Genomic DNA, 25375 nt, shown 5'->3' on the forward strand with positions numbered 1-25375 from the left:
CCCCCTCTTTCTCTGCGGCGAGGTTTCTGTATAACGCACAAATGTGACGAGCATCTATATTTTTTATTTATGTTTATATTTTGTTCAATAAGATAATTTGCCGGATAGCGCTTTGAACGCCTTATCCGGCCTGAGTATTAACGGAAATTTACGCTCCTGTCACTGGTCATATCATACAGGCCAAACTTACGCCCAAGCTGTTGACCACCGTCACGCGTCAGCGGCGTCCAGCCAATTGCCGCACGAGTTCGGGTTGGGCCGGACGAGAAGAGATCCAGCGGCACGGAAACATATACGCCTTTGGTAAAATCCCCTTCCCCATATTCATCCGGCGACGCATCGGTAATCGTCGCGTAACCGCCGACAACGACGCCGCTATCGAAGCGTTTGGCGATCTCCAGCGTACCGCCTTTATCGCCCGCCAGATACTGACCAACGCTGGCTTTCACCAGCACATCCTGGGCGAACGACGGCGTCCAGTATGCGGTCAAATGTCCGGTCTTCACGCTGTAATCGGTAAACTTCATCATATCCTGCGCGCTACGCCAGTCACGCTGTTTCACGTAGTTGGCATCCAGACCAAACGCCCAATTGCTGTCTATCGGGCGATACAGGACTTCCGCCCCGGCACCGCCAAACATGGTCTCCAGATAACCACCGTAGACCTGCCCATAGAAACCATTGCCAAAATACTGGAAGTAGTTGGCCTGTAGGTTATTCACATAAACATCATTCTGCACATACTCACGGACATGCGTACGCACCCGCGGCAGATGCGAATCCTTCGGCGGATTGGTGTAGTTAAATTTGTCGTAGTTGTTGGCGATATTGGCAAACACGCTGCCCGTGGTGAGCAGATGATCCGTGACCCACAGATCCGCAGTTCCCATTACGCCCAACTGATACATATAGAAGTTTTCCGGGCCGCCTACCGACTGATTCAGCACGGGATCAAGATGAAAATCAATGCGCGACTTGTCGATATACCAGCCCTGTTCAGTACTCTCTGGCACGATCGGCTCTACGCGTTTTTGCACCAGCGGGGTTTCATGTCCCAGCGGTTCGCCTTCCAGATGGCGTTTCAGGCTGGCGACATCGGTTTCAGTGGTGACCTGCGGCAGATTAAGGCGGTTTTCCGTCACGCGGATCGTGCGGATCCCCTCCGGCAGATCGTTCATGACGATCCGGTTAGCGCGCACGATCCCTTCACGGGAGTCGCGGTACTTCACCTGTTCACCGGTAACGTACAGCGTATCGCCTTTGACCTGGATTTTCGGGTCCGCCAGACCAGCATTATATTTCAATAACGTTAATTGATTAGCCACTACCGAATGTTGCAGGATGGCATCCTGCGGCTGTGGTCGGTATTGCGGGCGTGAATTGTCATGATACGCGGGACGTAAATCGTTGAAATTGGTGCGCAGCGTAACACCAAACATAAAGGTGTTGCCGCGCTCGTAGCTGAGGTTAACGTCGGCCCAATCGGTGACGCGGTAAATGGCGCCGACGTTAAACTTGCTCTTCTGTTCCAGTTTACCCGCAAAATCCTGCTGATAGTTATTGCCTTCATACTCCAGCTTCAGGCGTAGCGGTTGCCACGGGGTCTGGTATTCCACGCCGCCAAACAGCGAGGCCGGGCCGTGAAACATATCGCTACCGTCGACGGAACCTGCCTCTTTATAACTGTTATCACGTGAACAGAATTTATCACTATACGAACAGAAAGGATTAGACACATTGCCGCTGGTGCCAAGATAGCCCCAGCCGAGACCTAATGAAAAATCAAACGGCCCCCAGGCCTTACTCGCTACAATATATTCCGCATCAAACAGCCCCGTCCCGCCGATATCGCGCGCGCCAACCGCCACCTGCGGCATCCAGTAACTCTCTTCCCACAACCGCAGTTTCACATCAAACGCTTTATCTTTGTAAGTCTGGTCGCCGGAGAATGATTCCACGCTGCTGTACTTTTTCGTACGGACATCGGTATAGCGCAACGTGGTTTCCAGCCACGGGAAAAGCTGAACCGAAGCCGAGTAGTAGCGGTACTGATCGTTATCACGATAGTTCAGGCTCATCTCCCCTTCACGCGCCATACGCGCTGTCGGCGTTTGCAGCAGGCCCACGCCGCCAAAGTCAGATTGTGAAGGCCCAATAGGGGCTGGATATGTTTCGGCATGGCAGGCCGCGCTAATACCCAGCGCCAGCACGCTGAGCAGATGTGTTTTTTTCATTATTCCGGTATCCGCTGCGTCAGGGTATGAAGAATGTCGGCATTTATCGCCTCCGGCGTGCCGCGCCAAAGGGAATCGGCAAAACCGACAAAAATAATGCTGCCGGGCATTGGCTCGATATGACGTTTATTCCAGTAAGCCACCGGCGCTTTTTGGCTGCGTCCATCAGGGTAAACCACCCAGGCATAGCTACGATCCGCGCCGCTGAGTAAGCGCTGACCCTCAAGATAACTGGCGACGTCCCGCCCAGGGACGAACGGCTGGCTGCCCGGCTGGCTAATCAAGCCAAAGAGCGTCACCTGCGTGGGTTGCGGCCCGACCCAGAGCGTGTAGTGACCTTGCAGCGGCGGGTTACCTCGTTCGCTCACCCGAACTACGTCAGGATCAAGATTCACGAATTGTCTGCCCGTCACCTTCACCGCCTGAATCTGTCGGCGCAGTGTATTTATCGCCGCCGCCGCATCACCGTCTTCCTCAGCGCTGAGCGCCGCCAGTCGCCCGAGAAGTTCCTGTTGCTGCTGACGCGCCGTCACGGTCGCCTGTTCTTCGCCTATCACCGCCGCAGGCCACCAGCTCGTTGCCAGGCGCGGCTGTCCGACTAAATCGAGCAGACGCTCAGCGTCTGTCAGCGTTTTAGGCTCGCTATTACCTTGGGTAAAAACGGTAACAGTGCCGCTGGCAAAGGCGGATGACGCGACAAAGGCCAGCGCCAGCGCGCTTATCGTCCTTTTCATCATGATTTTGCCGCCTTAATCAGCGTGGTTTTCACCGGAAAGTAATTCGCGCCCAAATACTGTTCCGTCTGGCGAATTTGGCCTTCGCTATCAACCCAGTAGCGATTACGCCAACGCGTTTGATCGGTCGTCACTTCTTCATCCAGCACCCGCACGGCGGTCTCTTCACTGCCGACGCTAACGCTATCGGTCCCTCGCCATGTAAAAACGGAACGGGCGGTGGCGTAACGCACCTGGCGATGTTCGGTCCAGCCCAGGGTGCGAGTCCAGGTCGCGCCATCGATAATCTGTCCTGGTTTCGCCAGCGGGTCGGCCGCCAGATTATTCACATCGATCAGGTTGTCGCCGCTGAGCAGCGTTTTGACCAGACGGCCATGCTGTGTCACGATCGTCGCGCCATCCTGCGTCACCCATTTCTGCTGCCCGTTTTCCGAGAAAGCGAGCACCACAAACAGTTGAGGACCGCCGTTAAGCTGCATGTACTGGCTGGCATAAGGCATGTTTTGAATATCGTCATCCGTTAGCTGTACGCCTGGCGTACCGAACAAACTGTCCCACAGTGAATCGCCCAGGCCTTTAGTGGTGGCCGAACACGCCTGTAATAGCAGGCAAATCAGGATAAGTGCGAGTCGCTTCACGACGCTTCTCCAGAGGGGCAAAATAACCACACCGGAGTGTGGTTATGGTTAAACGTACCGATACTACTGGGTACTGGTGGTCGTGGTGGTCGTGGTTCCGGTATTGGAACCATCGCCGCCGCCGGTTGCCGCTAACGCGACGCCCACCGCCGAACTTACGGTGCTAACGCTGGTGGCGGAGGAACTTCCCGCCGATACCGACGTCGCTGCCGACCCTGCCGCTTCACCCACCTGAACGGGGGCTGCCGAGACAGATGTCGCCGCAAGCGCGGTTATGGCAAAAATGCCATACAGTACTTTTTTCATCATAATTTCCCTTCATTGAATGAATGGAGATTTACCCAAAAGAATTTCGGGCGCTACCGAGTATACACAACCAAAGCAGGCGGATTATGTCCGGGAGAAATAACAGCGAGGTTTTAGGATAATTAAACTTTAAAGAAGTAACGCCTACATTATTTAATTAACAAACAAATAAAATCAATAAGTTAAAATTAAAATAAAAGACATCGGCATCCGTATAATCTGAAAGTAACGCAGAGTGATTTTCTGGTTATTGCTTATTTTAGGATTAAGCTCAATATAAAATTGTGGGGATAAAGACGGACAAGCGGAATTATCTTATAAAAAAGGCCAATGTGAATATCGGCTTTTTTATTATCTTATTCTCTTTTTGCCGGATGGCGGCGAAACGCCTTATCCGGCCTACAGACGCTATGCATTACGTAGACCGGATAAGCGCAGCGCCATCAGGCGCGCCAGGCTTTATAACGGTTAATCAGACCGTTGGTAGAGCTATCATGGGACGAAATAGCTTTATCATCGCCCAGCTCCGGCAGAATACGGTTAGCCAACTGTTTACCCAACTCAACGCCCCACTGGTCGAAAGTAAAGATGTTCAGGATGGCGCCCTGCGTAAAGATTTTATGCTCATACAGCGCAATCAGCGCGCCCAGGCTGAATGGCGTAATTTCGCGCAGCAGGATAGAGTTGGTCGGGCGGTTGCCTTCAAACACTTTGAATGGCACAACGTGTTCAAGCTGCGCCGGATCTTTACCCTGATCGCGATATTCCTGCTCAACCACCTCGCGGGATTTACCAAACGCCAGCGCTTCGGTCTGCGCGAAGAAGTTAGACAGCAGCTTCTGATGATGATCGGATAGCGGGTTATGGGTGATAGCCGGGGCGATAAAATCACACGGCACCATTTTAGTACCCTGGTGAATCAATTGATAAAACGCGTGCTGACCGTTGGTGCCTGGTTCGCCCCAGATAATTGGGCCTGTCTGGTAATCCACGGCGTTGCCGTTACGGTCAACGTATTTACCGTTGGATTCCATGTTACCCTGCTGGAAGTAGGCGGCGAAACGGTGCATATACTGGTCGTACGGCAGAATGGCTTCGGTTTCCGCGCCGAAGAAATTGTTGTACCAGATGCCAATCAACGCCAGCAGAATGGGTAGGTTTTTCTCCGCCGGAGTGGTGGAGAAATGCTTGTCCATCGCGTGCGCGCCGGAAAGCAGCTCGACAAAGTTGTCGAAACCGACGGACAGAATAATGGACAGTCCGATGGCAGACCACAGCGAGTAACGACCGCCGACCCAGTCCCAGAACTCGAACATATTGGCCGTGTCGATACCAAATTCGCCGACCGCTTTGGCGTTAGTGGAGAGCGCAGCAAAGTGTTTCGCCACGTGTTTTTCATCGCCTGCACTTTTCAGGAACCAGTCGCGCGCGCTGTGGGCGTTGGTCATGGTTTCCTGCGTGGTGAAGGTTTTCGACGCCACCAGGAACAGAGTCGTTTCCGGGTTCACTTTTTTCAGCACTTCAGCGATGTGGGTACCATCAACGTTAGAGACGAAGTGCATAGTCAGATGATTTTTATACGGACGCAGCGCTTCGGTCACCATGAACGGGCCGAGGTCGGAACCGCCGATACCGATGTTCACCACGTCGGTGATGGCCTTACCGGTGTAGCCTTTCCACTGACCGGAGATAATCGCTTGCGAGAAAGTTTTCATTTTCTCAAGCACGGCGTTCACTTCCGGCATCACATCTTTGCCGTCCACAATGATCGGCGTATTGCTACGGTTACGCAGCGCCACGTGCAGCACGGCGCGGTCTTCGGTGCGGTTGATCTTCTCGCCGGAGAACATGGATTTAATCGCGCCGGCCAGATCGGTCTCTTTCGCCAGATCCTGTAATTTTGCCAGCGTCTCTTCGGTGATGCGGTTTTTGGAGAAGTCCACCAGCATCAGATCGTCAAACGTCGCGGAAAATTTAGCGAAACGGTCGCTATCGTTCGCGAAAAGCTCAGCGATCGTAACGTCTTTCATTTCATCGTAGTGTTTCTGGAGCGCCTGCCAGGCAGAAGTCTGCGTTGGATTGATGTTTTTCATTAGCAATACTCTTCTGATTTGAGAATTGTGACTGGGATCGATTGTAACGCCAGTCACAGAAAAGTGTGATTGTTTTAGTGCCGTTGCCCCAGGCACTGTCGAATGAGGATAAAAAGTATATACCCTAAATAATTCGAGGTGCAGAAAGGCAGCAAGTGGGTGAGTCGCCGGGCGCATAGATAAGCCAACATACTACAAACGGGTATCGGGGTTATAAGCGCTGTTACTGAGCCTAAACTCAGCATAAAAAATCCGCATAATCCCAACGTTGACAGTCCAGGCCACAACTTTTATTTATAAATACGTTACTTGCATTTGCGCCTGCACCGGTTTCTGTTCTGCCCTTGTGCCATGGTCGCGTTTTTCATTTCCTGACACGAGGTTGATATGACAGAGATCGTTGTTTCCAAATTTGGCGGTACCAGCGTCGCTGATTTTGACGCCATGAACCGTAGCGCGGATATCGTACTTTCCGACGCCAATGTTCGTTTAGTCGTGCTTTCCGCGTCTGCCGGCATCACTAATCTGCTGGTGGCGCTGGCCGAAGGGATGGAGCCTGGCGAACGTTTCGCTACGCTCGACGCCATCCGTAAAATCCAGTTCGATATCCTTGATCGTCTGCGTCATCCGAATGTCATTCGCGAAGAGATTGAACGCCTGCTGGAAAACATCACTATTCTGGCGGAGGCGGCATCGCTGGCGACATCGGCAGCCCTGACCGATGAACTGGTCAGCCACGGCGAGCTGATGTCTACCCTGCTATTTGTTGAGATCCTGCGTGAACGCGACGTACAGGCCCACTGGTTCGACGTGCGCAAAGTGATGCGTACCAGCGATCGCTTTGGTCGTGCGGAACCGGACGTCGCAGCGCTTGCGGAACTGGCCGCGCAGCAGTTGCTCCCGCGCCTGAACGAAACTTTGGTCATTACTCAGGGCTTTATCGGCAGTGAAAGCAAAGGCCGCACCACGACGTTAGGCCGCGGCGGCAGCGACTATACGGCAGCGTTGCTGGCTGAAGCGCTCCACGCCGCGCGGGTTGATATCTGGACAGATGTGCCCGGTATTTACACCACCGACCCGCGCGTGGTGCCCGTCGCGCAGCGAATTGATGAAATCGACTTTGAAGAAGCGGCGGAGATGGCAACCTTCGGCGCAAAAGTACTGCATCCAGCCACCTTACTCCCGGCCGTGCGCAGCGATATCCCGGTCTTCGTTGGATCCAGTAAAGATCCGCAAGCGGGCGGTACGCTGGTGTGCAATAAAACCCAAAACCCGCCGCTGTTCCGCGCGCTGGCGCTGCGCCGCAATCAAACGCTATTGACGCTGCACAGCCTGAATATGCTGCACTCACGAGGTTTCCTGGCTGAGGTGTTCGGCATTCTGGCGCGGCATAATATTTCGGTAGATCTGATTACCACTTCGGAGGTGAGCGTCGCGCTGACGCTGGATACTACCGGCTCCACCTCCACGGGCGATACGTTACTGACCCAATCCTTATTGATGGAGCTTTCCGCGCTGTGTCGGGTAGAAGTCGAAGAAGGACTGGCGCTGGTCGCGCTGATTGGCAACAACCTGTCAAAAGCCTGCGGCGTTGGTAAAGAAGTGTTTGGCGTCCTGGAACCGTTCAACATTCGCATGATTTGTTACGGCGCCTCCAGCCACAATCTGTGCTTCCTCGTGCCGGGAGACGATGCCGAGAAAGTGGTGCAAAAGCTACATCAGAACTTATTTGAATAATCGCCCTGACACGACAGCGGGTGAGCGCTATCAGCGCAATACGCTGCCGGATGGCGACGCAGGCACGTCATCCGGCGGTTCCCACGCCAGGCGCTGCCGGCGGAATACTGCTCAGGAATCCGCAACACCCTACTCGTCCCACCAACATGGGCAACTTTCCCCCTATTTATGCACTCCCCATTTTGAACCTCGTCACAAAACCACACAAAACAACACAAAGCAAAAACATAAATTAATCATTATATTTTAATGCGTTACCTTTAAAAATTGAGATCGTTTGGTATAAGGCCACTTTTTCATTGTTGCTTTATTTTGTTTTAGTTGGAATTATGATTGCACTACAACACAGATAACCCCCTTACCCTATTTGAGGCCGCTATGAAAAAAATTGCGATTATTGGAAGCAGTGGAGGCAACCTCTACAACCTGGGTGGCGCCGAGCCAGAGAAGTTACTCCAGGAGATTTATCAGCAGTGTGAGGCTGCGGGCGTGAATGTGGCCGCCGTACAGTTTATCGCGGCAGAAGCCTCGATGGACGTCGCCAAACCGGATACCCCGGCATCGGTTTATGCATTAACCACAGAAAACCAACAAAAACCACAGCGCATATTTCAGGGCAAACTTTCGGAGGTAAACACCTCGGTAGTAGAAAGCGATCGCCAAATCGCTGAGATGATCCGCTGCGGTGAGATCGATGGGATCGTGGTAATGAGCGCCGATCCGGTAAAGGCGAACCAGGCCGTTTTTGCCGCCGCCGTTGAGATGAAAACACCGATTGTCGGCACCGGGGGAACCTCCATGGCGCTGGTGGCGGCAAAGGGGGCGAATGTGGTCGCGACCTCCGGAACAACCGGCACCACCAGCCGTACCCGCGCCGTCTCCTTCGTGGCGTCACTGTGTAAACATTGGGGTATCAAGTACAAACCACAGTTGGGTAGCGCTTCGCCCTCGCAGAGCGGTTCCGGAAAAAGCCTGCTCAAACGTTTTAACATTCGTAGCATCATGATCCCTGCGCTACCAGGCTTTATTGCCATGGCGATTGTACTCGCCCTGAGCCACATACCAGGACTGGAAAAACTTAACGATATCTTTGAAATATTACTAAAAGGTCTGCCGGTGTTAGTCGCGGTACTGGCGGCAAAACAGATTTCCGAACTGGATGAAGTTTCAATTGTGGCCGGAGTCGTCGCTGGCGTGCTTTCCGTAGAGGGCGGTCTTATCGGCGGCATTATCGGCGGTGTAATGGCGGGGATTTTCGTCCGTTGGCTGTTCGAGCTGTGCCTGAACTGGCGCTTCCCAATGACTACCGTCAACATCGTCGCCGGTGGGATATCGGGCCTTGCCGCTGGGTTAATCATGCACTATCTGCTGAGTCCGCTGGCGCTATCTGCGGGTAATTACATCAAACTGGCTATCGAAAGCACGCTGGCATTCAGCCCAATTCTTGCCGGGCTGCTGGCTGGTCTGGTTATCTGGCCTGCCATTCTCGGCGGCGTCTATCACGCGGTGATCCTGCCGTTGGTACTGCTGGAGATGGAAAAATCCGGCGTCAGCTTCCTCGGCGCGGTCGATATGGTCGGTCTGGTGATGGTGGCCGCAGGTATTAACCTTGCCAATGTGATCGCCCCGCGTGAAAAAAGCGAAGCTGCCGTTGCTACGCCGGGCCTGCTCATTAACCTGGGCTTTGGCACCTTTGTTGAATCCGCCTATCCCTTCATGTTCGCCAACAAAATTGTTTTTGGCTCCGCCATTTTTTGGGCCGGAATGGGCGGCATGATGCTGGGCTTTTTTAACGTCAAAGGGGTGGCCTATGTTCCGGCTTTCGCCTCACCGTTCTTATCCAGCAATGCGCTCCAGATGGCCATCGTAATGATTGCCACAATGGCGATGACCTGCCTTACCACCATTATTGCTAACCGTTTCAAACCTGTCGTACAGAGCGAATCAACAACGACAGCCGTTAATTAATGCACCAACACCAGAGGTACACCATGTTTAAAGGCGATATGAATAAAAAACGCGCCAAAGCGTTACAGAAAGTGAAAGAAGCCATCACACTTCACGGCGGGCAAACCATCCTCAGCACAGGAATAACCGGCGACGATGCGCGCCTGGCGAAAGCCGTGTGTGAGGCTGGCGTTAAGCTACTGGAGCCGAACCACCCTGCGTTGGCGCTGGCGCGTGGACACAAAGGCGTGAACAACATGCACGCGGCGGAGCAGATTCGTCACGAAATCACCAATAGCCAGATGGCTGAGGCCGTACACGGTGTGCGTAATGTGGTCCCGGACGATATTTTTATCACCGTTGGTATCGCCGGCGGTTTTACCGAAACCTTACCGGTGCCGCTCAGCGAAACGGAAATTCTGGAGATTGCCCGCGCTGGGGCCGACGGTTTACATACGCATAAATCCGACTGGGACGATCTGCAGGACATCGTTAATCTCGCCCATCAGTATGGTCTGACTGTCGATGCCTACATTGGCCATCCTGACGATCTGCATACTTTCGGTATTCCTGCACGCACGCCGGAAGAGGTCGCCAGCGTGGCGAAGCGAATGCAGGATATCGGCGTGGATATGATTGGTCTGATGACAGGCATGAGCTATGAAGGCGTAGCGGCAGGCGATATCCCGCAGATGATTAAAGATCGCCTGCGGGCGTTGGTCGGCGCGGTGGATGTTCCGACGCTGGCGGAAGGCGGGATTAACCTCGCCAACGCGAAAGCGTTTAAAGATACCGGGGTCAATATTCTGGTGGTCGGTACGGCTATCGACAACATGGTGTGCAACGCCGCCAAAGAAGCCGTTACGCCGTTTATTGTTCATTGATATCAGGGAACGAGAGATGTTGTTGATCACCGATCTGGATGGAACATTACTCACCTCGCAGAAAACAATCAGCCCGCGCACGCGTCAGGCGCTGATTGCGTTCCGCCAGGACGGTGGTCTGCTGGCGGCATGTTCCGCCAGACCGGTCTCCTCAATGGTACGCCTGCTACGCCAGCAACAGGTTGATACGTTGTTTAGCTGGTGCGCCGGTTTTAACTGCGGACGCCTGCTGGAGATGGCGGGGCCGCGCATTATTCATGCTGCCCCGCTGACCGCCACAGACCTGTGGAATATTGACCAGCATATTTCTCTTTCCCGCTATCACCACCACTTTTTTAGCGCCGAAGCAATTCACCATCGTGACGATAGACTAATTGCACCCTGGACAACATATGAAGCCCGCTTATTTGAGTTACCGCTTATAACTGAAACTGCAGAAAATATCTTTAATCGTCGCAATATATATAAAATTACACTTGTTGCCGCATCTTCGGAGATAGATACTCTGTGTACAGAAGTGAATAATCACCTGCCTTGTGGATATTATGCGGTTGTCACGGGAGAAAATTATATTGATATTCAAAGAGCCGATATAAATAAAGGGTTCATAATCGATAAATTAATTCATTATTTAAATATATCTTCTGACAAGGTAGTCGCGATTGGCGATCAGCAGAATGATGTCAGCATGTTTGCCGCTGCCGGAATCAGTATCGCAATGGGCAATGCGCCGGATGCAGTAAAGCGGCAGGCCGGCTATGTGACTGCCACGAATGATGAGGAGGGTATCGTCCATGCATTGGAGTGGTTGCGTTGCCTGACGCATCCAGTTACCATGCGCCAAAGGTTGACGGCGGCGAAAGATAATGAATCCAATTAAAAGACGAAAACATATTCTTGATGAATTAAACAAATTCGGTGAAGTCACCGTTATTAAATTATCGGAAATGCTCAACGTCACCTCGGAAACCATTCGTCGCGATCTCTCCTTACTGGAATCTGAAGGCAAAATCACTAAGATTCATGGGGGCGCAGTCAAAAAGCAGGTTGTCCAGGAGGATGCGTTTAGCGCAAGAATAGAGGCGCATCGCGAAGAGAAAATAGCGATTGGCAAACTTGCCGCCGAAATGGTCAGTGAACGGGATACATTGTTTATTGATTCCTGTACAACTAACCTTATTCTGGCCGAGCAATTACCGCCTCTCGCTTTTTCCGTGATTACCAATTCAGCCCTGATTGCCGATAAAATTAAAGAGCATAACCTGCAGGCCCGCGTGTATGTATTAGGCGGCGAATATGATTACCATTTTCGCGCCAACCTCGGCGTCTCGGTTTGTCAGCAGATTAACGCGATTCACGCGGATATCTGTTTTATTGGCGCTGGCGGCATTTCTCCCCAGCATGGCGTGTTGGTGAAGAGCTTTGAAGAAGCCTACGTTGCCAAAGCCATGATTGCGATGAGCAAAAAATCAGTGATTCTCGCCGACCATACCAAATTTGGTCAGGACGGTGTGATGTGCATCGCAAGCGTAAAAGAAATCGATAACATCATCACGGATAAAGGATTTACGTCAACGGGTTATACGCCACAGGATTTCGCCGGAAAGCTGCGGATTGCTGACTGAGCGCTATCCGCCCGTTGCGTATTGCCGTAGACTAAGAGCCTATCCCACCAGGCGTTATTGGCGCAGCCAGTTTGGACACGGACAGCGCGCAAAAACCGGAGCGTACACGTAGTACGTGAGGATTTTGAGCACTGCCCAGGTCTAAAATGGCAAGTAAAATAGCCCTAATGGGATAGGCTCTAAATGCATCGGCTAACTGAGGGCACCCGTATGGCACTCCCCCGCATTACTCAAAAAGAGATGACCGAGCGCGAACAGCGCGAACTGAAAACGTTGCTGGACCGCGCCCGTATTGCGCACGGGCGTCCACTGACCAATTCTGAGACCAACAGCGTAAAAAAGGAGTACATCGATAAGCTGATGGCGCTGCGTGAGGCTGAAGCGAAAAAAGCCCGCCAGTTGAAGAAAAAGCAGGCGTATAAACCCGATACGGAAGCGTCATTCTCTTGGTCGGCGAATACGCCGACGCGCGGCAGACGTTAACGTCCTTTCTTCTTTCGTCCCGGCGAGGTAAAGCGCTTACCGCTTGATGCCGGGCGCGCTTTCTCATTGCTTTTTTCGATCGCAACGACCGGTCGCTTAATACCCGTGGTCTTCGGCTTCGCTTTGGCCTTTGGTTTGGCTTCGGAAGAGGAACGCTCAATCAATTTAAACAGATCGATCAGCTCATCGTCCGTCAGATCGCGCCACTCGCCCAGCGGAATCCCGCTCAGGCTGACGTTCATAATGCGCGTACGCTCCAGTTTCGTCACTTCATAACCAAAGTATTCACACATACGACGGATCTGACGGTTTAATCCCTGCACCAGGGTGATGCGAAAGACAAACGGCGCCTCTTTTTTCACCTTACATTTTTTGGTGACGGTACCCAGAATCGGCACGCCAGCGCCCATACCGCGAATAAACTCGTCGGTAATCGGTTTATCCACCGTCACCAGATACTCTTTTTCGTGATCGTTACCGGCACGCAGAATCTTATTGACCAGATCGCCGTGGTTAGTCAGAAATATCAGCCCCTGCGAGTCTTTATCCAGACGACCAATCGGGAAGATACGTTTGCTGTGGTTCACAAAATCAACAATATTGTCGCGTTCGCCGTCTTCAGTGGTACTGACAATGCCAACCGGTTTATTCAGCGCAATCAGCACTAAATCATCCGCTTCTCGCGGCTCAATCAACCGACCATTTACTTTAACAACATCCCCGGCGACCACCTGATCGCCAATGGCGGCGCGTTTGCCGTTGATAAAAACATTGCCCTGTTCGATAAAACGGTCCGCCTCGCGACGCGAACAGATGCCGCTTTCACTGATATATTTATTAAGCCGGGTAGATGTGTCAGTCAGCATATTTACTCTCTGAGAAATTTTTCTACATAAACGTCGGGAATGTGACTTACCACATCAAATCGTCAGGAACTTTAAAATCGGCATACGGATCATCTTCGTCCTGCTCTTCCTGACTCAGCGCACTGTTTACGACAATACTGTCCGCATCTCGTTGTGCGATTTTATCGGCGACGCTCGCGGGAATAATCGCATATTCACATTCACCGCTGTTATTGATAACCAGACGCGCAATCGCGAGACGCCCATTAATCAGTTGCGTCTGAGTGAGCTTATCCACGTCTATTTTTTTGATGACGTTATTATCGGTGAAGTTAAAACCAATATCGCCTTTAGAGACATTGATTCTATTCATTTCAATAAGTTGCTTAACCTGAGCTTTAAACTCTTTCGCTAAAACCGCTTGTTTTTGCTGTTCACTAAGTTGTTTATCACGCTCAAGTTGCGCCTTTTTATTTTCTTCCACCGCTTCTCTGGCCTCACGAGCCTGAACGCGTGATTTTTTAGCCGTGCGTTGGACTTTGGCCATTTTTTTGCTGGTCACTAATCCCGCTTGTAGCAGTTGCTCTTGTAAGGTCAGTTTTGCCATTTTCGTCTCTAAACGTGTTAAATAATTTTGCGGATTATACCTGTAATTTTTCAGGCGATACCAGATAGCAGATCTGGCCTGGCGTCACTTTTAGCGACCGCGCGTTGCCTGTAACACGCGCAACATCATGAGCCATATCAGTAAGACATTAAATGGATAATGGTAGCATTATTACGTTTTGACATTTCCTGATGAGGTGGAGAAGTAATGGAACTGCTTTTATTAAGTAACTCGACGCTGCCGGGTAAAGCCTGGCTGGAACACGCTCTGCCGCTGATAGCGAATCAATTGAACGGTCGACGCTCAGCCGTGTTTATTCCGTTTGCCGGCGTCACGCAAACATGGGACGAGTACACGGATAAAACCGCAGAGGTACTTGCGCCATTAGGGATAAACGTCACAGGGATTCATCGTGTCGCCGATCCGCTTGCGGCGATTGAGAAAGCGGAAATCATTATTGTCGGCGGCGGAAATACCTTTCAGCTACTGAAAGAATCGCGTGAACGCGGGCTGCTGGCGCCGATGGCGGACAGGGTAAAACGCGGCGCGCTGTATATCGGCTGGAGCGCGGGCGCAAACCTCGCCTGCCCGACGATTCGTACCACCAACGATATGCCGATCGTCGATCCAAACGGTTTCGACGCGCTGGATCTGTTCCCGCTGCAAATTAATCCTCACTTCACTAACGCCTTGCCGGAAGGTCATAAGGGCGAGACCCGCGAGCAGCGTATTCGCGAACTGCTGGTGGTCGCGCCGGAACTGACAGTGATTGGTTTGCCGGAAGGTAACTGGATTCAGGTGAGCAACGGCCAGGCGGTTCTCGGCGGCCCGAATACTACCTGGGTGTTTAAAGCGGGCGAAGAGGCCATGGCGCTGGAAGCGGGTCATCGCTTTTAATCCCTGTCCACATTGAATGCCGAATGGCGGGCCTACGCGCATGTTCTCCGTAGGCCCCGCCATCCGGCATTTCACTTAATACTCGCCGCGTTCCTCGTCCTGATCCGGCTGTTCCAGTACGCTATAGGCGACCGAACAGAACAGTGAGTTAAGACGCTTCATATCGCCCAGCAGCCCTAAATGGAGCGAGCTGGTTTCAATGCTTTGCACGTTCTGCTGGTGCAGGCGGTCGACATGCGCATGTGAGTATCGGCGATTAAGTATACGGAAGCGATGTTTACTGCGGCGCAACCGACGGGCGCTGGTGACATCACCGGAGAAAAAGACCGACATCGCCAGTTGCAGATTACTGAGCAGTTGATCGTAAAGCGCATCCAGCTCTTTCAATCCTTCTTCTGAAAATGCCCGACGCGCCGCCAGCGACTTGTCGGCAATCTCACTGCCCATTCGCTCGATAATATCCGACGCCTGTTCGAGGTTCAGGGCCATTTCGATAATCTCCGCCCACCGGCGGGACTCCTCCGCCGCCAGCTCGTCTTTTGGCATTCGCGCCAGATAAAGCTTAATCGCGGTGTAGAGCACGTTAACGTCATCCGCCAGCTTGCGTAGCGCTTTCTCTTCACGCGGTTCTCCGTGCATGACCTTTTTTAGCCCTTCCATCATCTGTTCCATCGCATCGCCAATGCGCAACACCTCACGGGCAGCATTGGCCAGCGCCAGCGTTGGCGTATCCAGCGCGCTGACATCCAGATGTTTCGGCTTCAGATGGGTATCCAGTTCAGGCTCATCACGAATAATTCGTTTACAAAAACGCGCCATCAGCTCGGCAAATGGCACCATCGCCAGGCAGCGCACCAGGTTATAGAAAACGTGGAAATAGATCACCAGCTCTGATTTCGGTAGCGATAGCTCATCCATCAGATTCGCCAGCGGATGGACAAACGGCAGGATGACCAGGCTGCCGATCAATTTGAACAATAGGCTGCCGAGCGCTACGCGACGCGCGGCAGCATTGGCGGCGCTGTTATTGAGCATCGCCAGCAGCCCCGATCCCAGATTGGCGCCGATGACCAGGCACAACGCCACCGGGAACGATATAATCCCCGCCGCCGTCAGGGTCGCCGTCAGCAACACCGCCGCCAGGCTGGAATAACTGATGATAGCGAACATCGCGCCAATCAGCGCATCCAGCATAATGTCGCCCGTCAGCGACGCGAAAATGACCTGCACGCCATTAGCTTGAGTGATCGGCGTCACCGCCTGCACAATCAGCTCCAGCGCCAGTAGAATCAGGCCAAGCCCGATACCGACGCGACCCAGCTGCCCGGCGCGGGACTGCTTACGTCCCAAAAAGAAAATCACGCCAATAAAAATCAGCAGCGGCGATAGCCACGACAAATCAAAGGTGAGAATACGCGCCATTAGCGCAGTACCCACATCAGCACCCAGCACAATCACCAGAGCTGGCGTCAGGGCGACAAGATCCTGGGCGACAAACGACGTTACCAATAAAGTGGTGGCGTTACTGCTTTGTACCAGCGCGGTAACACCGATACCCGCACAAAAGGCGAGCGGTTTCTTTTCCACGCTGCGGCTGAGGACAGTGCGTAAACGCGCGCCAAACACGCGCATTACGCCAGTACGAACGATATGTGTTCCCCATACCAACAGCGCAACGGCAGAAAGTAGATGGAGCAAAGTTAACACGGCGTCAGGTTCTCCTTATCGTTATACGTTTTCCTGAAGCTCACTTGCGATAAATTGCCTGATGGCGCACAGCGTTAAGGCCTGCTGGCGTTGCACGCCACCGGGCTTACCATACGTAATACGGTATGCTGGATAAGGCGTTTACGCCGCCATCCGGCAAATTCAGCGTAGAGCCTTCCTTCAGTATAAGGGTTTAATTGTAAGAAAGAGACAAGGCACCCAATGAGCGCCTTGTATGTTGTAAGGAAAAGTGACGATTTTATGAATCAGTCCGCATCGTAACCCAGGTTCGGCGCCAGCCACCGCTCAACGCCCTCAACGCTCATTCCTTTACGGAAAGCATAATCTGTCACCTGATCGCGTTGGATCTGCGCTACCGCGAAGTATTTGCTCTCAGGATGGCTGAAGTACCAGCCGGAGACCGACGCGCCAGGCCACATGGCGAAAGATTCGGTGAGCTTCATCCCGGTGTGTTTTTCGACATCCAGTAGCTGCCAGATAGTGCCTTTTTCGGTATGTTCCGGGCAGGCAGGATAACCCGGCGCCGGGCGAATCCCCTGGTAGTTTTCGCGGATTAATTCGTCGTTACTCAGGCTCTCGTTCGGCGCATATCCCCAGTAAACCTTACGTACACGTTCATGCAGGTACTCGGCAAACGCTTCCGCCAGACGGTCGGCAATCGCTTTCACCATGATCTTGTTATAGTCGTCGTGTTGCGCTTCGTAAGCATCAGCCAGGGCGTCTTCTTCAAGACCGCCGGTGACGGCAAACGCGCCGATGTAGTCCGCTTTTCCGGACAATTTCGGCGCGACAAAATCCGCCAGACAGTAGTTGGCAAAACCGACTTTCTCGGTCTGCTGGCGCAGGTGGTGGCTGACCGTCAGAACATGAGTACGGGTTTCGTCGCGATAGATTTCGATGTCGTCACCCACACGGTTCGCCGGGAACAAGCCCACCACGCCACGCGGATTCAACAGTTTCTCCGCGCTCAGTTTATCCAGCATGTCGTTGGCGTCTTTAAACAGGCGCTGCGCCTCAACGCCCACCACTTCATCTTCCAGAATACGCGGGTATTTGCCGGCCAGCGACCAGGTCATAAAGAACGGCGTCCAGTCGATGTAGTTGCGCAAAGTTTCGATGCTGGCTTCCACCTCCTGCACGCCCAGACGGTGGGCTACTGGCGGAGTGTAGCGTTCCCAATCGAACGCCAGATCGTTATCGCGCGCCGCTTCCAGCGTGACCGGCGGCGTGCGCGGTTTTTTGCGGGCGTGCTGAATACGCACGGTTTCGTACTCTTTGCGGGTACGGGCGACAAAGTCATCGCGCTGGGTGTCGGAGAGTAGCGCCGCCACCACGCCCACGGTACGCGAAGCATTCTGCACGTAGACCGTCGGACCGCTGTAGTTCTGCTCGATTTTTACCGCCGTATGCGCTTTCGAAGTAGTTGCGCCGCCGATCAGTAGCGGGATAGTAAAGCCCTGACGCTCCATCTCTTTCGCCACGTTGACCATTTCGTCCAGCGACGGGGTGATAAGCCCGGAAAGACCAATCAGATCGGCATTCACTTCACGCGCCGTTCTGAGGATTTTCTCCGCTGGCACCATCACGCCAAGATCGACGATTTCGTAGTTGTTGCATTGCAGCACCACGCCAACGATGTTCTTGCCAATGTCGTGCACATCGCCCTTCACGGTGGCAATCACCATCTTGCCGTTGCTGGAGCCTTTTTCTTTGCTGGCTTCAATAAACGGCTCCAGGTAGGCCACCGCTTGTTTCATCACGCGAGCGGATTTCACCACCTGCGGCAGGAACATTTTCCCTTCGCCGAACAGGTCGCCGACCACGTTCATGCCGTCCATCAGCGGCCCTTCGATCACCTCAATCGGGCGGGCGGCCTGCTGGCGGGCTTCTTCAGTATCCTGTTCGATAAATTCGGTAATGCCTTTCACCAACGAGTATTCGAGGCGCTTTTTCACGTCCCAGCTACGCCATTCCGCCTGCTGGGCACTGGCAGCCTCGTCGGTTTTACTGCCGCGATATTTCTCCGCCAAATCCAGCAAACGCTCGGTGCCGTCATCGCGACGGTTAAGAATGACATCTTCAACCGCATCGCGCAGCTCGGCGGGCAGGTCGTCGTAGATAGCCAACTGTCCGGCGTTGACGATGCCCATGTCCATGCCGTTGCGGATGGCGTAGTAGAGGAATACCGCGTGGATAGCCTCACGTACCGGGTCGTTGCCGCGAAACGAGAAGGACACGTTAGACACGCCGCCGGAGATCAGCGCGTGCGGCAACTCGCGTTTGATGTCTTCACAAGCGCCGATAAAGTCCTGCGCGTAGTTGTTGTGCTCTTCAATACCGGTCGCCACGGCGAAGATATTCGGGTCGAAGATGATGTCTTCCGGCGGGAAGCCCACCTCTTCGGTGAGAATTTTGTAGGCTCGGCGGCAAATTTCGATTTTACGCTCGCGGGTGTCGGCCTGCCCCTGCTCATCAAAAGCCATCACCACCACTGCCGCGCCATAGCGACGTAGCAACTTCGCATGATGAATAAAGGCTTCCACGCCCTCTTTCATCGAAATAGAGTTGACGATGCCTTTACCCTGAATGCACTTCAGCCCTTTTTCGATAACCTCCCATTTGGAGGAGTCGATCATGATTGGTACACGGGCAATATCCGGCTCACCGGCAATCAGGCTGAGGAAACGCACCATCGCCGCTTCGGCGTCGAGCATCCCCTCATCCATATTGATATCAATAATCTGCGCGCCGCTTTCGACCTGCTGACGGGCGACATCCAGCGCTTCGCTGTATTTCTCTTCTTTGATCAGCCGTTTAAATTTGGCCGAGCCGGTGACGTTAGTACGTTCGCCGACGTTCACAAACAGGCTATCGTCGCCAATGTTCAGCGGCTCCAGGCCAGACAGACGGCAGGCCACCGGGATTTCCGGCAGCTGGCGCGGCGGCAAACCGACAACGGCGCGGCTCATGGCGGCGATATGCTCCGGCGTAGTGCCGCAGCAGCCGCCAACAATATTCAGGAAGCCCGCTTCCGCCCATTCGCGAATCTGTTTCGCCATGGTGTCGGCGTCGAGGTCGTACTCGCCGAAAGCGTTCGGCAGGCCGGCGTTCGGGTGCGCGGTGACGTAGCATTCGGCAATCCGCGACAGTTCCTGGACGTACTGGCGCAGTTCATCTGGCCCCAGCGCGCAGTTAAGGCCAAAAGTGAGCGCCTCGGCGTGGCGCAGCGAGTTATAAAAGGCTTCGGTCGTCTGGCCGGAAAGCGTACGGCCAGAGGCGTCGGTGATGGTGCCGGAAATCATGATCGGCAGATCAACGCCCAGCGCTTCAAACTCTTCTTTCACCGCAAACACCGCCGCTTTCGCATTCAGGGTGTCAAAGACGGTCTCAATCAGAATCAGATCTACGCCACCTTCCACCAGCGCTTTAGTGGATTCACGGTAGGCCGCCACCAGCTGATCGAAGGTGATATTACGAAACGCCGGGTCGTTGACGTCCGGTGAAATGGAGGCCGTGCGGTTAGTTGGACCAAGCACGCCCGCAACAAAGCGTGGTTTTTCTGGTGTTCGCGCCGTCCATTCATCGGCGCAGGCACGCGCCAGTTTGGCCGCCGCATAGTTAATTTCCGCCGACAGGGATTCCATCCGGTAATCCGCCATCGCAATGGTTGTCGAGTTAAAGGTGTTGGTTTCGATGATATCCGCGCCAGCCTCAAAGTAGGCGTTGTGGATAGCGGCGATCACCTCCGGCTTGCTGAGTACCAGCAGGTCATTGTTGCCTTTCAGGTCGCAGGGCCAGTCGGCAAAGCGCTCCCCGCGGAAATCTTCTTCATGTAGACGATAGCTCTGGATCATGGTGCCCATACCGCCGTCCAGCACCAGAATACGTTCATTTAACTGCGCACGCAGTTGTTCAACTTTGCTGCTCACACTCGCTCCCGACAACGCTCCACGTAACGAGCCATACTGGCACAAAGCGTGCTGGCGGAAAAGAGAACAACGGGCAACATGAGACATGTTCAGCTTGCCACCCACTTCTGTCGCTTTGCCGGATGGCGGCGCAAGCGCCTTATCAGTCTACAAATTACTTTGGCGGCTCCCAAAGCGTAGGCCTGATAAGCGCAGCGCCATCGGGCATCCTGTGATGTCACTCATCCGATCAGTTCAGGAACTCTTGCATTATAATTGAATAAAACGAAAATGATTTCCACGATACAGAAAAAGGAGTCTGCCATGGTTGCCCCTGTTCCCGCGAAACGCGGGAGAAAACCTGCCGCTACCACTGCACCCGTAACCGGGCAGGTTCAGTCTTTAACTCGCGGTCTGAAGCTGCTGGAGTGGATTGCCGAGTCCAACGGCAGCGTCGCGCTGACCGAACTGGCGCAACAGGCGGGTTTGCCTAATTCCACGACTCACCGTCTACTCACCACCATGCAGCAACAGGGTTTTGTCCGCCAGGTTGGCGAGCTGGGCCACTGGGCCGTAGGCGCACACGCGTTTATCGTCGGCAGCAGCTTCTTACAGAGCCGTAATCTGCTGGCGATTGTCCATCCGATTTTGCGCAAACTGATGGAGGACTCCGGCGAAACGGTAAACCTTGCCGTACTCGACCAGAGCGACCATCAGGCCATTATTATCGACCAGGTGCAGTGTACGCAGCTGATGCGTATGTCCGCGCCTATTGGCGGCAAGCTGCCCATGCACGCCTCTGGCGCGGGCAAGGCGTTTTTATCACAGCTCAGTGAGGAACAGGTTACCAGTCTGCTGCACCGCAAGGGGTTGCACGCTTATACCCATGCGACGCTGGTGTCGCCGCTGCATCTGAAAGACGATTTGGCCCAGACGCGCAAGCGCGGCTATTCGTTTGACGATGAAGAACATGCGCTCGGTCTGCGCTGCGTGGCCTCGTGTATTTATGACGAACACCGCGAACCGTTTGCGGCCCTCTCTATTTCCGGCCCCTGCTCACGCATTACTGACGATCGCGTCACCGAACTTGGCGCCATGGTGATTAAAGCGGCGAAAGAGGTGACGCTGGCCTATGGTGGAACTCGCTGAAATGAGCAGCCTGAAATTATACTGGCAGGAGAAGTACCCACAGGCCTTCTGTTGGTCTTTCGGTGATTCGCCGACGCTGGCCGACGAGCTGGCGGCGCTAGTGGTCGCCGGTAAAAAGCGTGGCACCTGTAGCTCGCTGGTTAGCTATCAGAAAGAGCAGCCCCCTGTCACGCCCGGGTCATATCACATTGTGCTCAACGGCACAGGCGACGCCGTGTGCGTCATACGCACGCTGGCGCTCAGGCTGATCCGTTTTAACGAGATGAGCGCCGATCTCGCCGCACTGGAAGGCGAAGGCGATCTTAGCCTGGCGTACTGGCAAGCGGCACACAGGGCCTTTTTTGAGCGCGAGGGTAATTGGTCGCCGGAGATGGAACTGGTTTACGAAGAGTTCGCCGTACTTGAGATCGCGCCGTAACGCACGCTAAAGCGCTGGCGACGACGATAGGCATACACATCTTCTACATGCCCTTCTTTAATACGCGTCTGTAGCGCGCGCCAGTAATCGGCGCGAAACAGGTCGGCATGCATCTCTTCAAACAATGGCCCGATACGCGGATCGGCACACAGCCAGTGGCGAAACTCCTCCGGGAAAACATCACCCGGCGAGACGCTATACCAGGGTTCGCTGGCCAGTTCGTCTTCCGGATAACGCGCTGGCGGAATATCGCGGAAATTCACTTCCGTCATGTAGCAAATTTCATCGTAGTCATAGAACACCACGCGACCATGACGGGTAACGCCAAAGTTTTTAAACAACATATCGCCGGGGAAAATATTAGCGGCGGCAAGCTGGCGAATCGCATTACCATATTCTTCTATCGCATCGCGCAACTGCTGGCCTTCTACCTGTTCCAGCCAGATATTGAGCGGCACCATGCGCCGTTCAATATAGAGATGGCGAATGACGATATGTTCCCCAAGATCGGTAATCTTCTCTGGCGCTTCTTGTCGTAACAGCGCCATCAGCGCCGGATCGATTTGCCGTTTATCCAGTACGAAATTCTCAAACTCCTGGGTATCCGCCATACGACCGACGCGATCATGCTCTTTTACCAGTTGATAACAGGCACGCACATGGGCGGCAGACATCTCTTTCTGCGGGGCGAATTTGTCTTTAATGATTTTAAATACGCGGTCGAAACCTGGCAGGGTAAACACCAGCATCACCATGCCGCGGATACCAGGCGCCTCAATGAATTTCTCATCACTTTCAGCCAGATAACACAAATATTCGCGGTAGCTTTCGGTTTTCGCATGTTTCTGGCAGCCAATCGCCATATACAGTTCGGCAGTGGTTTTACCCGGCAGGATTTCACGCAACCACTCAACCAGCGCGGCAGGCAGCGGCGCATACACCATAAAATAAGAGCGGGCAAAACCAAACACAATGCTCGCTTCTGCCGTGGTGGTCAGGCAGGTATCGACAAACAGTTCCCCCTCATCAGTACGATGAATCGGCAATAAAAATGGCAGCGTACCGTCAGGTGTGGTTAATTTACCTACCAGCCAGGCCGCTTTATTACGGTAAAACAACTCATTCGCCACCTGGACATGGCAGCGAGGTAGCGCGTCCTCGCCCAGTGTTTCAGTCAGGTGCGCGATAATATAGCGGATATCCCGGCTTTTATTCTGCCAGGGCAAACGCAGCGGTAAGTCACTGAGTATGCGCATCAACAGAGTCTCCCAACCGTGATCGGGAAAGAAGTCTTTGGCCAGCGGGCGCGGGATAGTACGAAAGCGGCGCTCCGGTTGCGAACTGAAAATAAACAACCGCTCGGGTGTTAACGAGCGGTGGTCAAATAACCGACAATAAACGGAGTTGAAAAAGCTCTCCGCAATCTCGAAGCGCGGGTAATCCGGTAACAGCCGGGTGTAATGCTCTTTAACGCGTAAAAGGAAATCCGCGTCGGTACTTTTGCCATCGGTAATACAGCGCAGTTGCTCCACCACCAAGCCCACATGATGATCATAGAGGTGGATACGGCTTTTCATCGCCTGTTGAACGGCGTGCCAGTCGGCCTGTTCAAAACGCTGCTGCGCGCCGGAAGTCACTTCCAGAAATCGACCATACTGCGCGTCAAAGCCTTGCAGGATGGTTTGAGCAATCAGTAATTCCAGGCCACGCGGCATTTTTTTCCCTCATCCGGCACCACGTCATGCCGGATGGCGCGTTCGCTTATCCGGCCTACGCTATCTGTAGGCCCGGTAAGCGCAGCGCCACCGGGCATCAATCAAAACTGCGATTCTTCGGTAGAACCCGTTAATGCGGTAACGGATGACGCGCCGCCCTGAATAATGGTGGTGACTTTGTCGAAGTAACCTGTGCCCACTTCCTGCTGGTGGGAAACAAAGGTGTAGCCATCTTTCGCCGCGGCGAACTCGGGTTGTTGAACCTTCTCAACATAGTGTTTCATGCCCTCGCCCTGAGCGTATGCATGCGCCAGGTCGAACATGTTGAACCACATGCTGTGGATGCCCGCCAGGGTAATAAACTGGTATTTGTAACCCATGTCCGACAACTGCTGCTGGAAGCTGGCAATGGTCTTGTCGTCCAGATTCTTCTGCCAGTTGAAGGATGGCGAACAGTTATAGGCCAGCAGTTTGCCCGGATACTTCGCGTGGATAGCATCGGCAAAACGACGCGCCAGTTCGAGATCCGGCGTAGAGGTTTCGCACCACACCAGATCGGCATACGGGGCATACGCCAGACCGCGGCTGATCGCCTGCTCAATGCCCGCATGGGTGCGGTAAAAACCTTCGCTGGTGCGTTCGCCGGTAATAAAACCGCTGTCATAGGGATCGCAGTCGGAGGTGATCAGATCTGCCGCATCCGCATCGGTACGCGCAATCACCAGCGTCGGGACGCCCATCACATCAGCGGCCAGACGCGCAGCAATCAGTTTCTGAATCGCCTCCTGCGTGGGGACCAGCACCTTGCCGCCCATATGGCCGCATTTCTTCACCGACGCCAGCTGATCTTCGAAGTGAACGGCCGCTGCACCGGCTTCAATCATCGATTTCATCAGTTCGAAGGCATTCAGAACGCCGCCAAAACCGGCTTCCGCATCAGCAACGATCGGCAGGAAGTAATCCACATAGCGCGGATCGTTGGGTTCAATACCGGATGCCCACTGGATCTGATCTGCACGACGGAAAGTGTTGTTGATCCGATCCACTACCGCCGGAACAGAGTTTGCCGGGTACAACGATTGATCCGGATACATGCTGGATGCAAGGTTGGCATCTGCCGCCACCTGCCAGCCTGAAAGATAAATCGCCTCAATACCGGCTTTCGCCTGCTGCAACGCCTGACCGCCAGTCAGCGCGCCAAGGCTGTTGATATAGCCTTTTTTCGCTTCACCGTGCAACAGCCGCCACATTTTCGCGGCGCCGAGCTGCGCCAGCGTGCATTCCGGGTTAACCGAGCCGCGTAATTTCACCACCTCCTCCGCGCTGTACGGGCGGGTGATGCCTTCCCAGCGCGGTTGTGTCCACTCTTTCTGTAATTCTTCGATTTGTTGAGTACGGGTTTTCATGTGCAGATGCTCCATATTGTT

21 protein-coding genes are annotated in these 25375 nt (G+C 53.7%); 9 read left to right on the top strand and 12 right to left on the bottom strand.

What is annotated here, in order from left to right:
- Positions 1-137: 137 nt before the first annotated feature.
- From OLG56_RS20360 to pgi, 5 genes are all read right to left on the bottom strand, one after another.
- Positions 138-2234 carry a YjbH domain-containing protein gene (locus tag OLG56_RS20360; protein ID WP_061377185.1) on the bottom strand — a complete coding sequence of 699 codons (2097 nt, stop codon included), beginning with the start codon at positions 2232-2234 and terminating at the stop codon, positions 138-140.
- On the bottom strand, positions 2234-2971 hold the full coding sequence (locus tag OLG56_RS20365) for a capsule biosynthesis GfcC family protein (protein ID WP_000977974.1): 738 nt from the start codon (positions 2969-2971) through the stop codon (positions 2234-2236). Before OLG56_RS20365 ends, OLG56_RS20360 begins: the two co-directional genes overlap by 1 nt.
- Positions 2968-3606 carry a YjbF family lipoprotein gene (locus OLG56_RS20370; RefSeq protein WP_000824809.1) on the bottom strand — a complete coding sequence of 213 codons (639 nt, stop codon included), beginning with the start codon at positions 3604-3606 and terminating at the stop codon, positions 2968-2970. Before OLG56_RS20370 ends, OLG56_RS20365 begins: the two co-directional genes overlap by 4 nt.
- 63 nt (positions 3607-3669) lie before the next feature.
- Complete coding sequence (gene yjbE, locus OLG56_RS20375; protein WP_001541297.1) at positions 3670-3912, bottom strand: exopolysaccharide production protein YjbE; 243 nt, start codon at positions 3910-3912, stop codon at positions 3670-3672.
- A gap of 443 nt (positions 3913-4355) precedes the next feature.
- Entirely contained in the window at positions 4356-6005 is a 1650-nt protein-coding gene (gene pgi / locus OLG56_RS20380) for a glucose-6-phosphate isomerase (protein ID WP_000790032.1), read from the bottom strand.
- Positions 6006-6392: 387 nt separating this feature from the next.
- On the opposite strand from pgi, the gene lysC reads away from it, so the two are divergent.
- From lysC to OLG56_RS20410, 6 genes are all read left to right on the top strand, one after another.
- The gene (gene lysC / locus OLG56_RS20385) at positions 6393-7742 is read left to right on the top strand and encodes a lysine-sensitive aspartokinase 3 (RefSeq protein ID WP_000136392.1); all 1350 of its coding nucleotides are present in this window, start codon (positions 6393-6395) and stop codon (positions 7740-7742) included.
- A 378-nt stretch (positions 7743-8120) separates the two neighbouring features.
- Positions 8121-9710: a PTS sugar transporter gene (locus tag OLG56_RS20390; RefSeq protein WP_000716847.1), complete on the top strand. Its 1590-nt coding sequence runs from the start codon at positions 8121-8123 to the stop codon at positions 9708-9710.
- Positions 9711-9733: 23 nt separating this feature from the next.
- Positions 9734-10573: a beta/alpha barrel domain-containing protein gene (locus OLG56_RS20395; protein WP_000472329.1), complete on the top strand. Its 840-nt coding sequence runs from the start codon at positions 9734-9736 to the stop codon at positions 10571-10573.
- Positions 10574-10589: 16 nt separating this feature from the next.
- A complete protein-coding gene (locus tag OLG56_RS20400) occupies positions 10590-11453 on the top strand; it encodes a Cof-type HAD-IIB family hydrolase (protein ID WP_000924643.1) in 864 nt (287 codons plus the stop codon).
- Complete coding sequence (locus OLG56_RS20405; protein WP_001068171.1) at positions 11440-12198, top strand: DeoR/GlpR family DNA-binding transcription regulator; 759 nt, start codon at positions 11440-11442, stop codon at positions 12196-12198. The genes OLG56_RS20400 and OLG56_RS20405 overlap by 14 nt, the downstream gene beginning before the upstream one ends.
- Before the next feature lie 210 nt (positions 12199-12408).
- On the top strand, positions 12409-12681 hold the full coding sequence (locus OLG56_RS20410; RefSeq protein ID WP_001207628.1) for a YjbD family protein: 273 nt from the start codon (positions 12409-12411) through the stop codon (positions 12679-12681).
- On the opposite strand, the gene rluF is transcribed toward OLG56_RS20410, so the two are convergent.
- Genes rluF through OLG56_RS20425 form a run of 3 tightly spaced genes read right to left on the bottom strand, consistent with a single transcriptional unit; the run spans position 12678 to position 14269 of the window.
- Positions 12678-13547 carry a 23S rRNA pseudouridine(2604) synthase RluF gene (gene rluF, locus OLG56_RS20415; RefSeq protein ID WP_000954618.1) on the bottom strand — a complete coding sequence of 290 codons (870 nt, stop codon included), beginning with the start codon at positions 13545-13547 and terminating at the stop codon, positions 12678-12680. The genes OLG56_RS20410 and rluF overlap by 4 nt on opposite strands.
- Before the next feature lie 46 nt (positions 13548-13593).
- A complete protein-coding gene (locus tag OLG56_RS20420; protein WP_001096724.1) occupies positions 13594-14133 on the bottom strand; it encodes a DUF2058 domain-containing protein in 540 nt (179 codons plus the stop codon).
- Positions 14134-14167: 34 nt separating this feature from the next.
- The gene (locus tag OLG56_RS20425; RefSeq protein WP_001576533.1) at positions 14168-14269 is read right to left on the bottom strand and encodes a hypothetical protein; all 102 of its coding nucleotides are present in this window, start codon (positions 14267-14269) and stop codon (positions 14168-14170) included.
- Between the two features lie 71 nt (positions 14270-14340).
- On the opposite strand from OLG56_RS20425, the gene pepE reads away from it, so the two are divergent.
- Entirely contained in the window at positions 14341-15030 is a 690-nt protein-coding gene (pepE, locus tag OLG56_RS20430; protein ID WP_061377186.1) for a dipeptidase PepE, read from the top strand.
- Between the two features lie 75 nt (positions 15031-15105).
- On the opposite strand, the gene OLG56_RS20435 is transcribed toward pepE, so the two are convergent.
- Both OLG56_RS20435 and metH read right to left on the bottom strand, forming a co-directional pair.
- Entirely contained in the window at positions 15106-16737 is a 1632-nt protein-coding gene (locus OLG56_RS20435) for a Na/Pi cotransporter family protein (protein ID WP_000956811.1), read from the bottom strand.
- Positions 16738-17003: 266 nt separating this feature from the next.
- Positions 17004-20687, bottom strand: a complete 3684-nt coding sequence (gene metH / locus OLG56_RS20440; protein ID WP_061377187.1) for a methionine synthase — start codon at positions 20685-20687, stop codon at positions 17004-17006.
- Positions 20688-20990: 303 nt separating this feature from the next.
- On the opposite strand from metH, the gene iclR reads away from it, so the two are divergent.
- Positions 20991-21815 carry a glyoxylate bypass operon transcriptional repressor IclR gene (gene iclR / locus OLG56_RS20445; protein WP_000226434.1) on the top strand — a complete coding sequence of 275 codons (825 nt, stop codon included), beginning with the start codon at positions 20991-20993 and terminating at the stop codon, positions 21813-21815.
- 10 nt (positions 21816-21825) lie between these two features.
- Positions 21826-22233: an ASCH domain-containing protein gene (locus OLG56_RS20450; RefSeq protein WP_077905741.1), complete on the top strand. Its 408-nt coding sequence runs from the start codon at positions 21826-21828 to the stop codon at positions 22231-22233.
- Here the strand turns inward: OLG56_RS20450 and aceK are convergent.
- Positions 22197-23948, bottom strand: a complete 1752-nt coding sequence (gene aceK / locus OLG56_RS20455) for a bifunctional isocitrate dehydrogenase kinase/phosphatase (protein WP_001137275.1) — start codon at positions 23946-23948, stop codon at positions 22197-22199. The genes OLG56_RS20450 and aceK overlap by 37 nt on opposite strands.
- 101 nt (positions 23949-24049) lie before the next feature.
- Positions 24050-25354 carry an isocitrate lyase gene (gene aceA / locus OLG56_RS20460; RefSeq protein ID WP_000857878.1) on the bottom strand — a complete coding sequence of 435 codons (1305 nt, stop codon included), beginning with the start codon at positions 25352-25354 and terminating at the stop codon, positions 24050-24052.
- Positions 25355-25375: the final 21 nt, after the last annotated feature.

Origin of the sequence: Salmonella sp. 2018103 (assembly GCF_026247685.1) — a bacterium.
Taxonomy (GTDB): domain Bacteria; phylum Pseudomonadota; class Gammaproteobacteria; order Enterobacterales; family Enterobacteriaceae; genus Salmonella; species Salmonella enterica.

Coding starts and splice junctions, on each gene's coding strand:
- OLG56_RS20360 (WP_061377185.1), bottom strand. CDS start 2,234: ATGAAAAAAACACATCTGCTCAGCGTGCTGGCGCTGGGTATTAGCGCG.
- OLG56_RS20365 (WP_000977974.1), bottom strand. CDS start 2,971: ATGATGAAAAGGACGATAAGCGCGCTGGCGCTGGCCTTTGTCGCGTCA.
- yjbE (WP_001541297.1), bottom strand. CDS start 3,912: ATGAAAAAAGTACTGTATGGCATTTTTGCCATAACCGCGCTTGCGGCG.
- pgi (WP_000790032.1), bottom strand. CDS start 6,005: ATGAAAAACATCAATCCAACGCAGACTTCTGCCTGGCAGGCGCTCCAG.
- lysC (WP_000136392.1), top strand. CDS start 6,393: ATGACAGAGATCGTTGTTTCCAAATTTGGCGGTACCAGCGTCGCTGAT.
- OLG56_RS20390 (WP_000716847.1), top strand. CDS start 8,121: ATGAAAAAAATTGCGATTATTGGAAGCAGTGGAGGCAACCTCTACAAC.
- OLG56_RS20395 (WP_000472329.1), top strand. CDS start 9,734: ATGTTTAAAGGCGATATGAATAAAAAACGCGCCAAAGCGTTACAGAAA.
- OLG56_RS20400 (WP_000924643.1), top strand. CDS start 10,590: ATGTTGTTGATCACCGATCTGGATGGAACATTACTCACCTCGCAGAAA.
- OLG56_RS20405 (WP_001068171.1), top strand. CDS start 11,440: ATGAATCCAATTAAAAGACGAAAACATATTCTTGATGAATTAAACAAA.
- OLG56_RS20410 (WP_001207628.1), top strand. CDS start 12,409: ATGGCACTCCCCCGCATTACTCAAAAAGAGATGACCGAGCGCGAACAG.
- rluF (WP_000954618.1), bottom strand. CDS start 13,547: ATGCTGACTGACACATCTACCCGGCTTAATAAATATATCAGTGAAAGC.
- OLG56_RS20420 (WP_001096724.1), bottom strand. CDS start 14,133: ATGGCAAAACTGACCTTACAAGAGCAACTGCTACAAGCGGGATTAGTG.
- OLG56_RS20425 (WP_001576533.1), bottom strand. CDS start 14,269: ATGGCTCATGATGTTGCGCGTGTTACAGGCAACGCGCGGTCGCTAAAA.
- pepE (WP_061377186.1), top strand. CDS start 14,341: ATGGAACTGCTTTTATTAAGTAACTCGACGCTGCCGGGTAAAGCCTGG.
- iclR (WP_000226434.1), top strand. CDS start 20,991: ATGGTTGCCCCTGTTCCCGCGAAACGCGGGAGAAAACCTGCCGCTACC.
- aceK (WP_001137275.1), bottom strand. CDS start 23,948: ATGCCGCGTGGCCTGGAATTACTGATTGCTCAAACCATCCTGCAAGGC.
- aceA (WP_000857878.1), bottom strand. CDS start 25,354: ATGAAAACCCGTACTCAACAAATCGAAGAATTACAGAAAGAGTGGACA.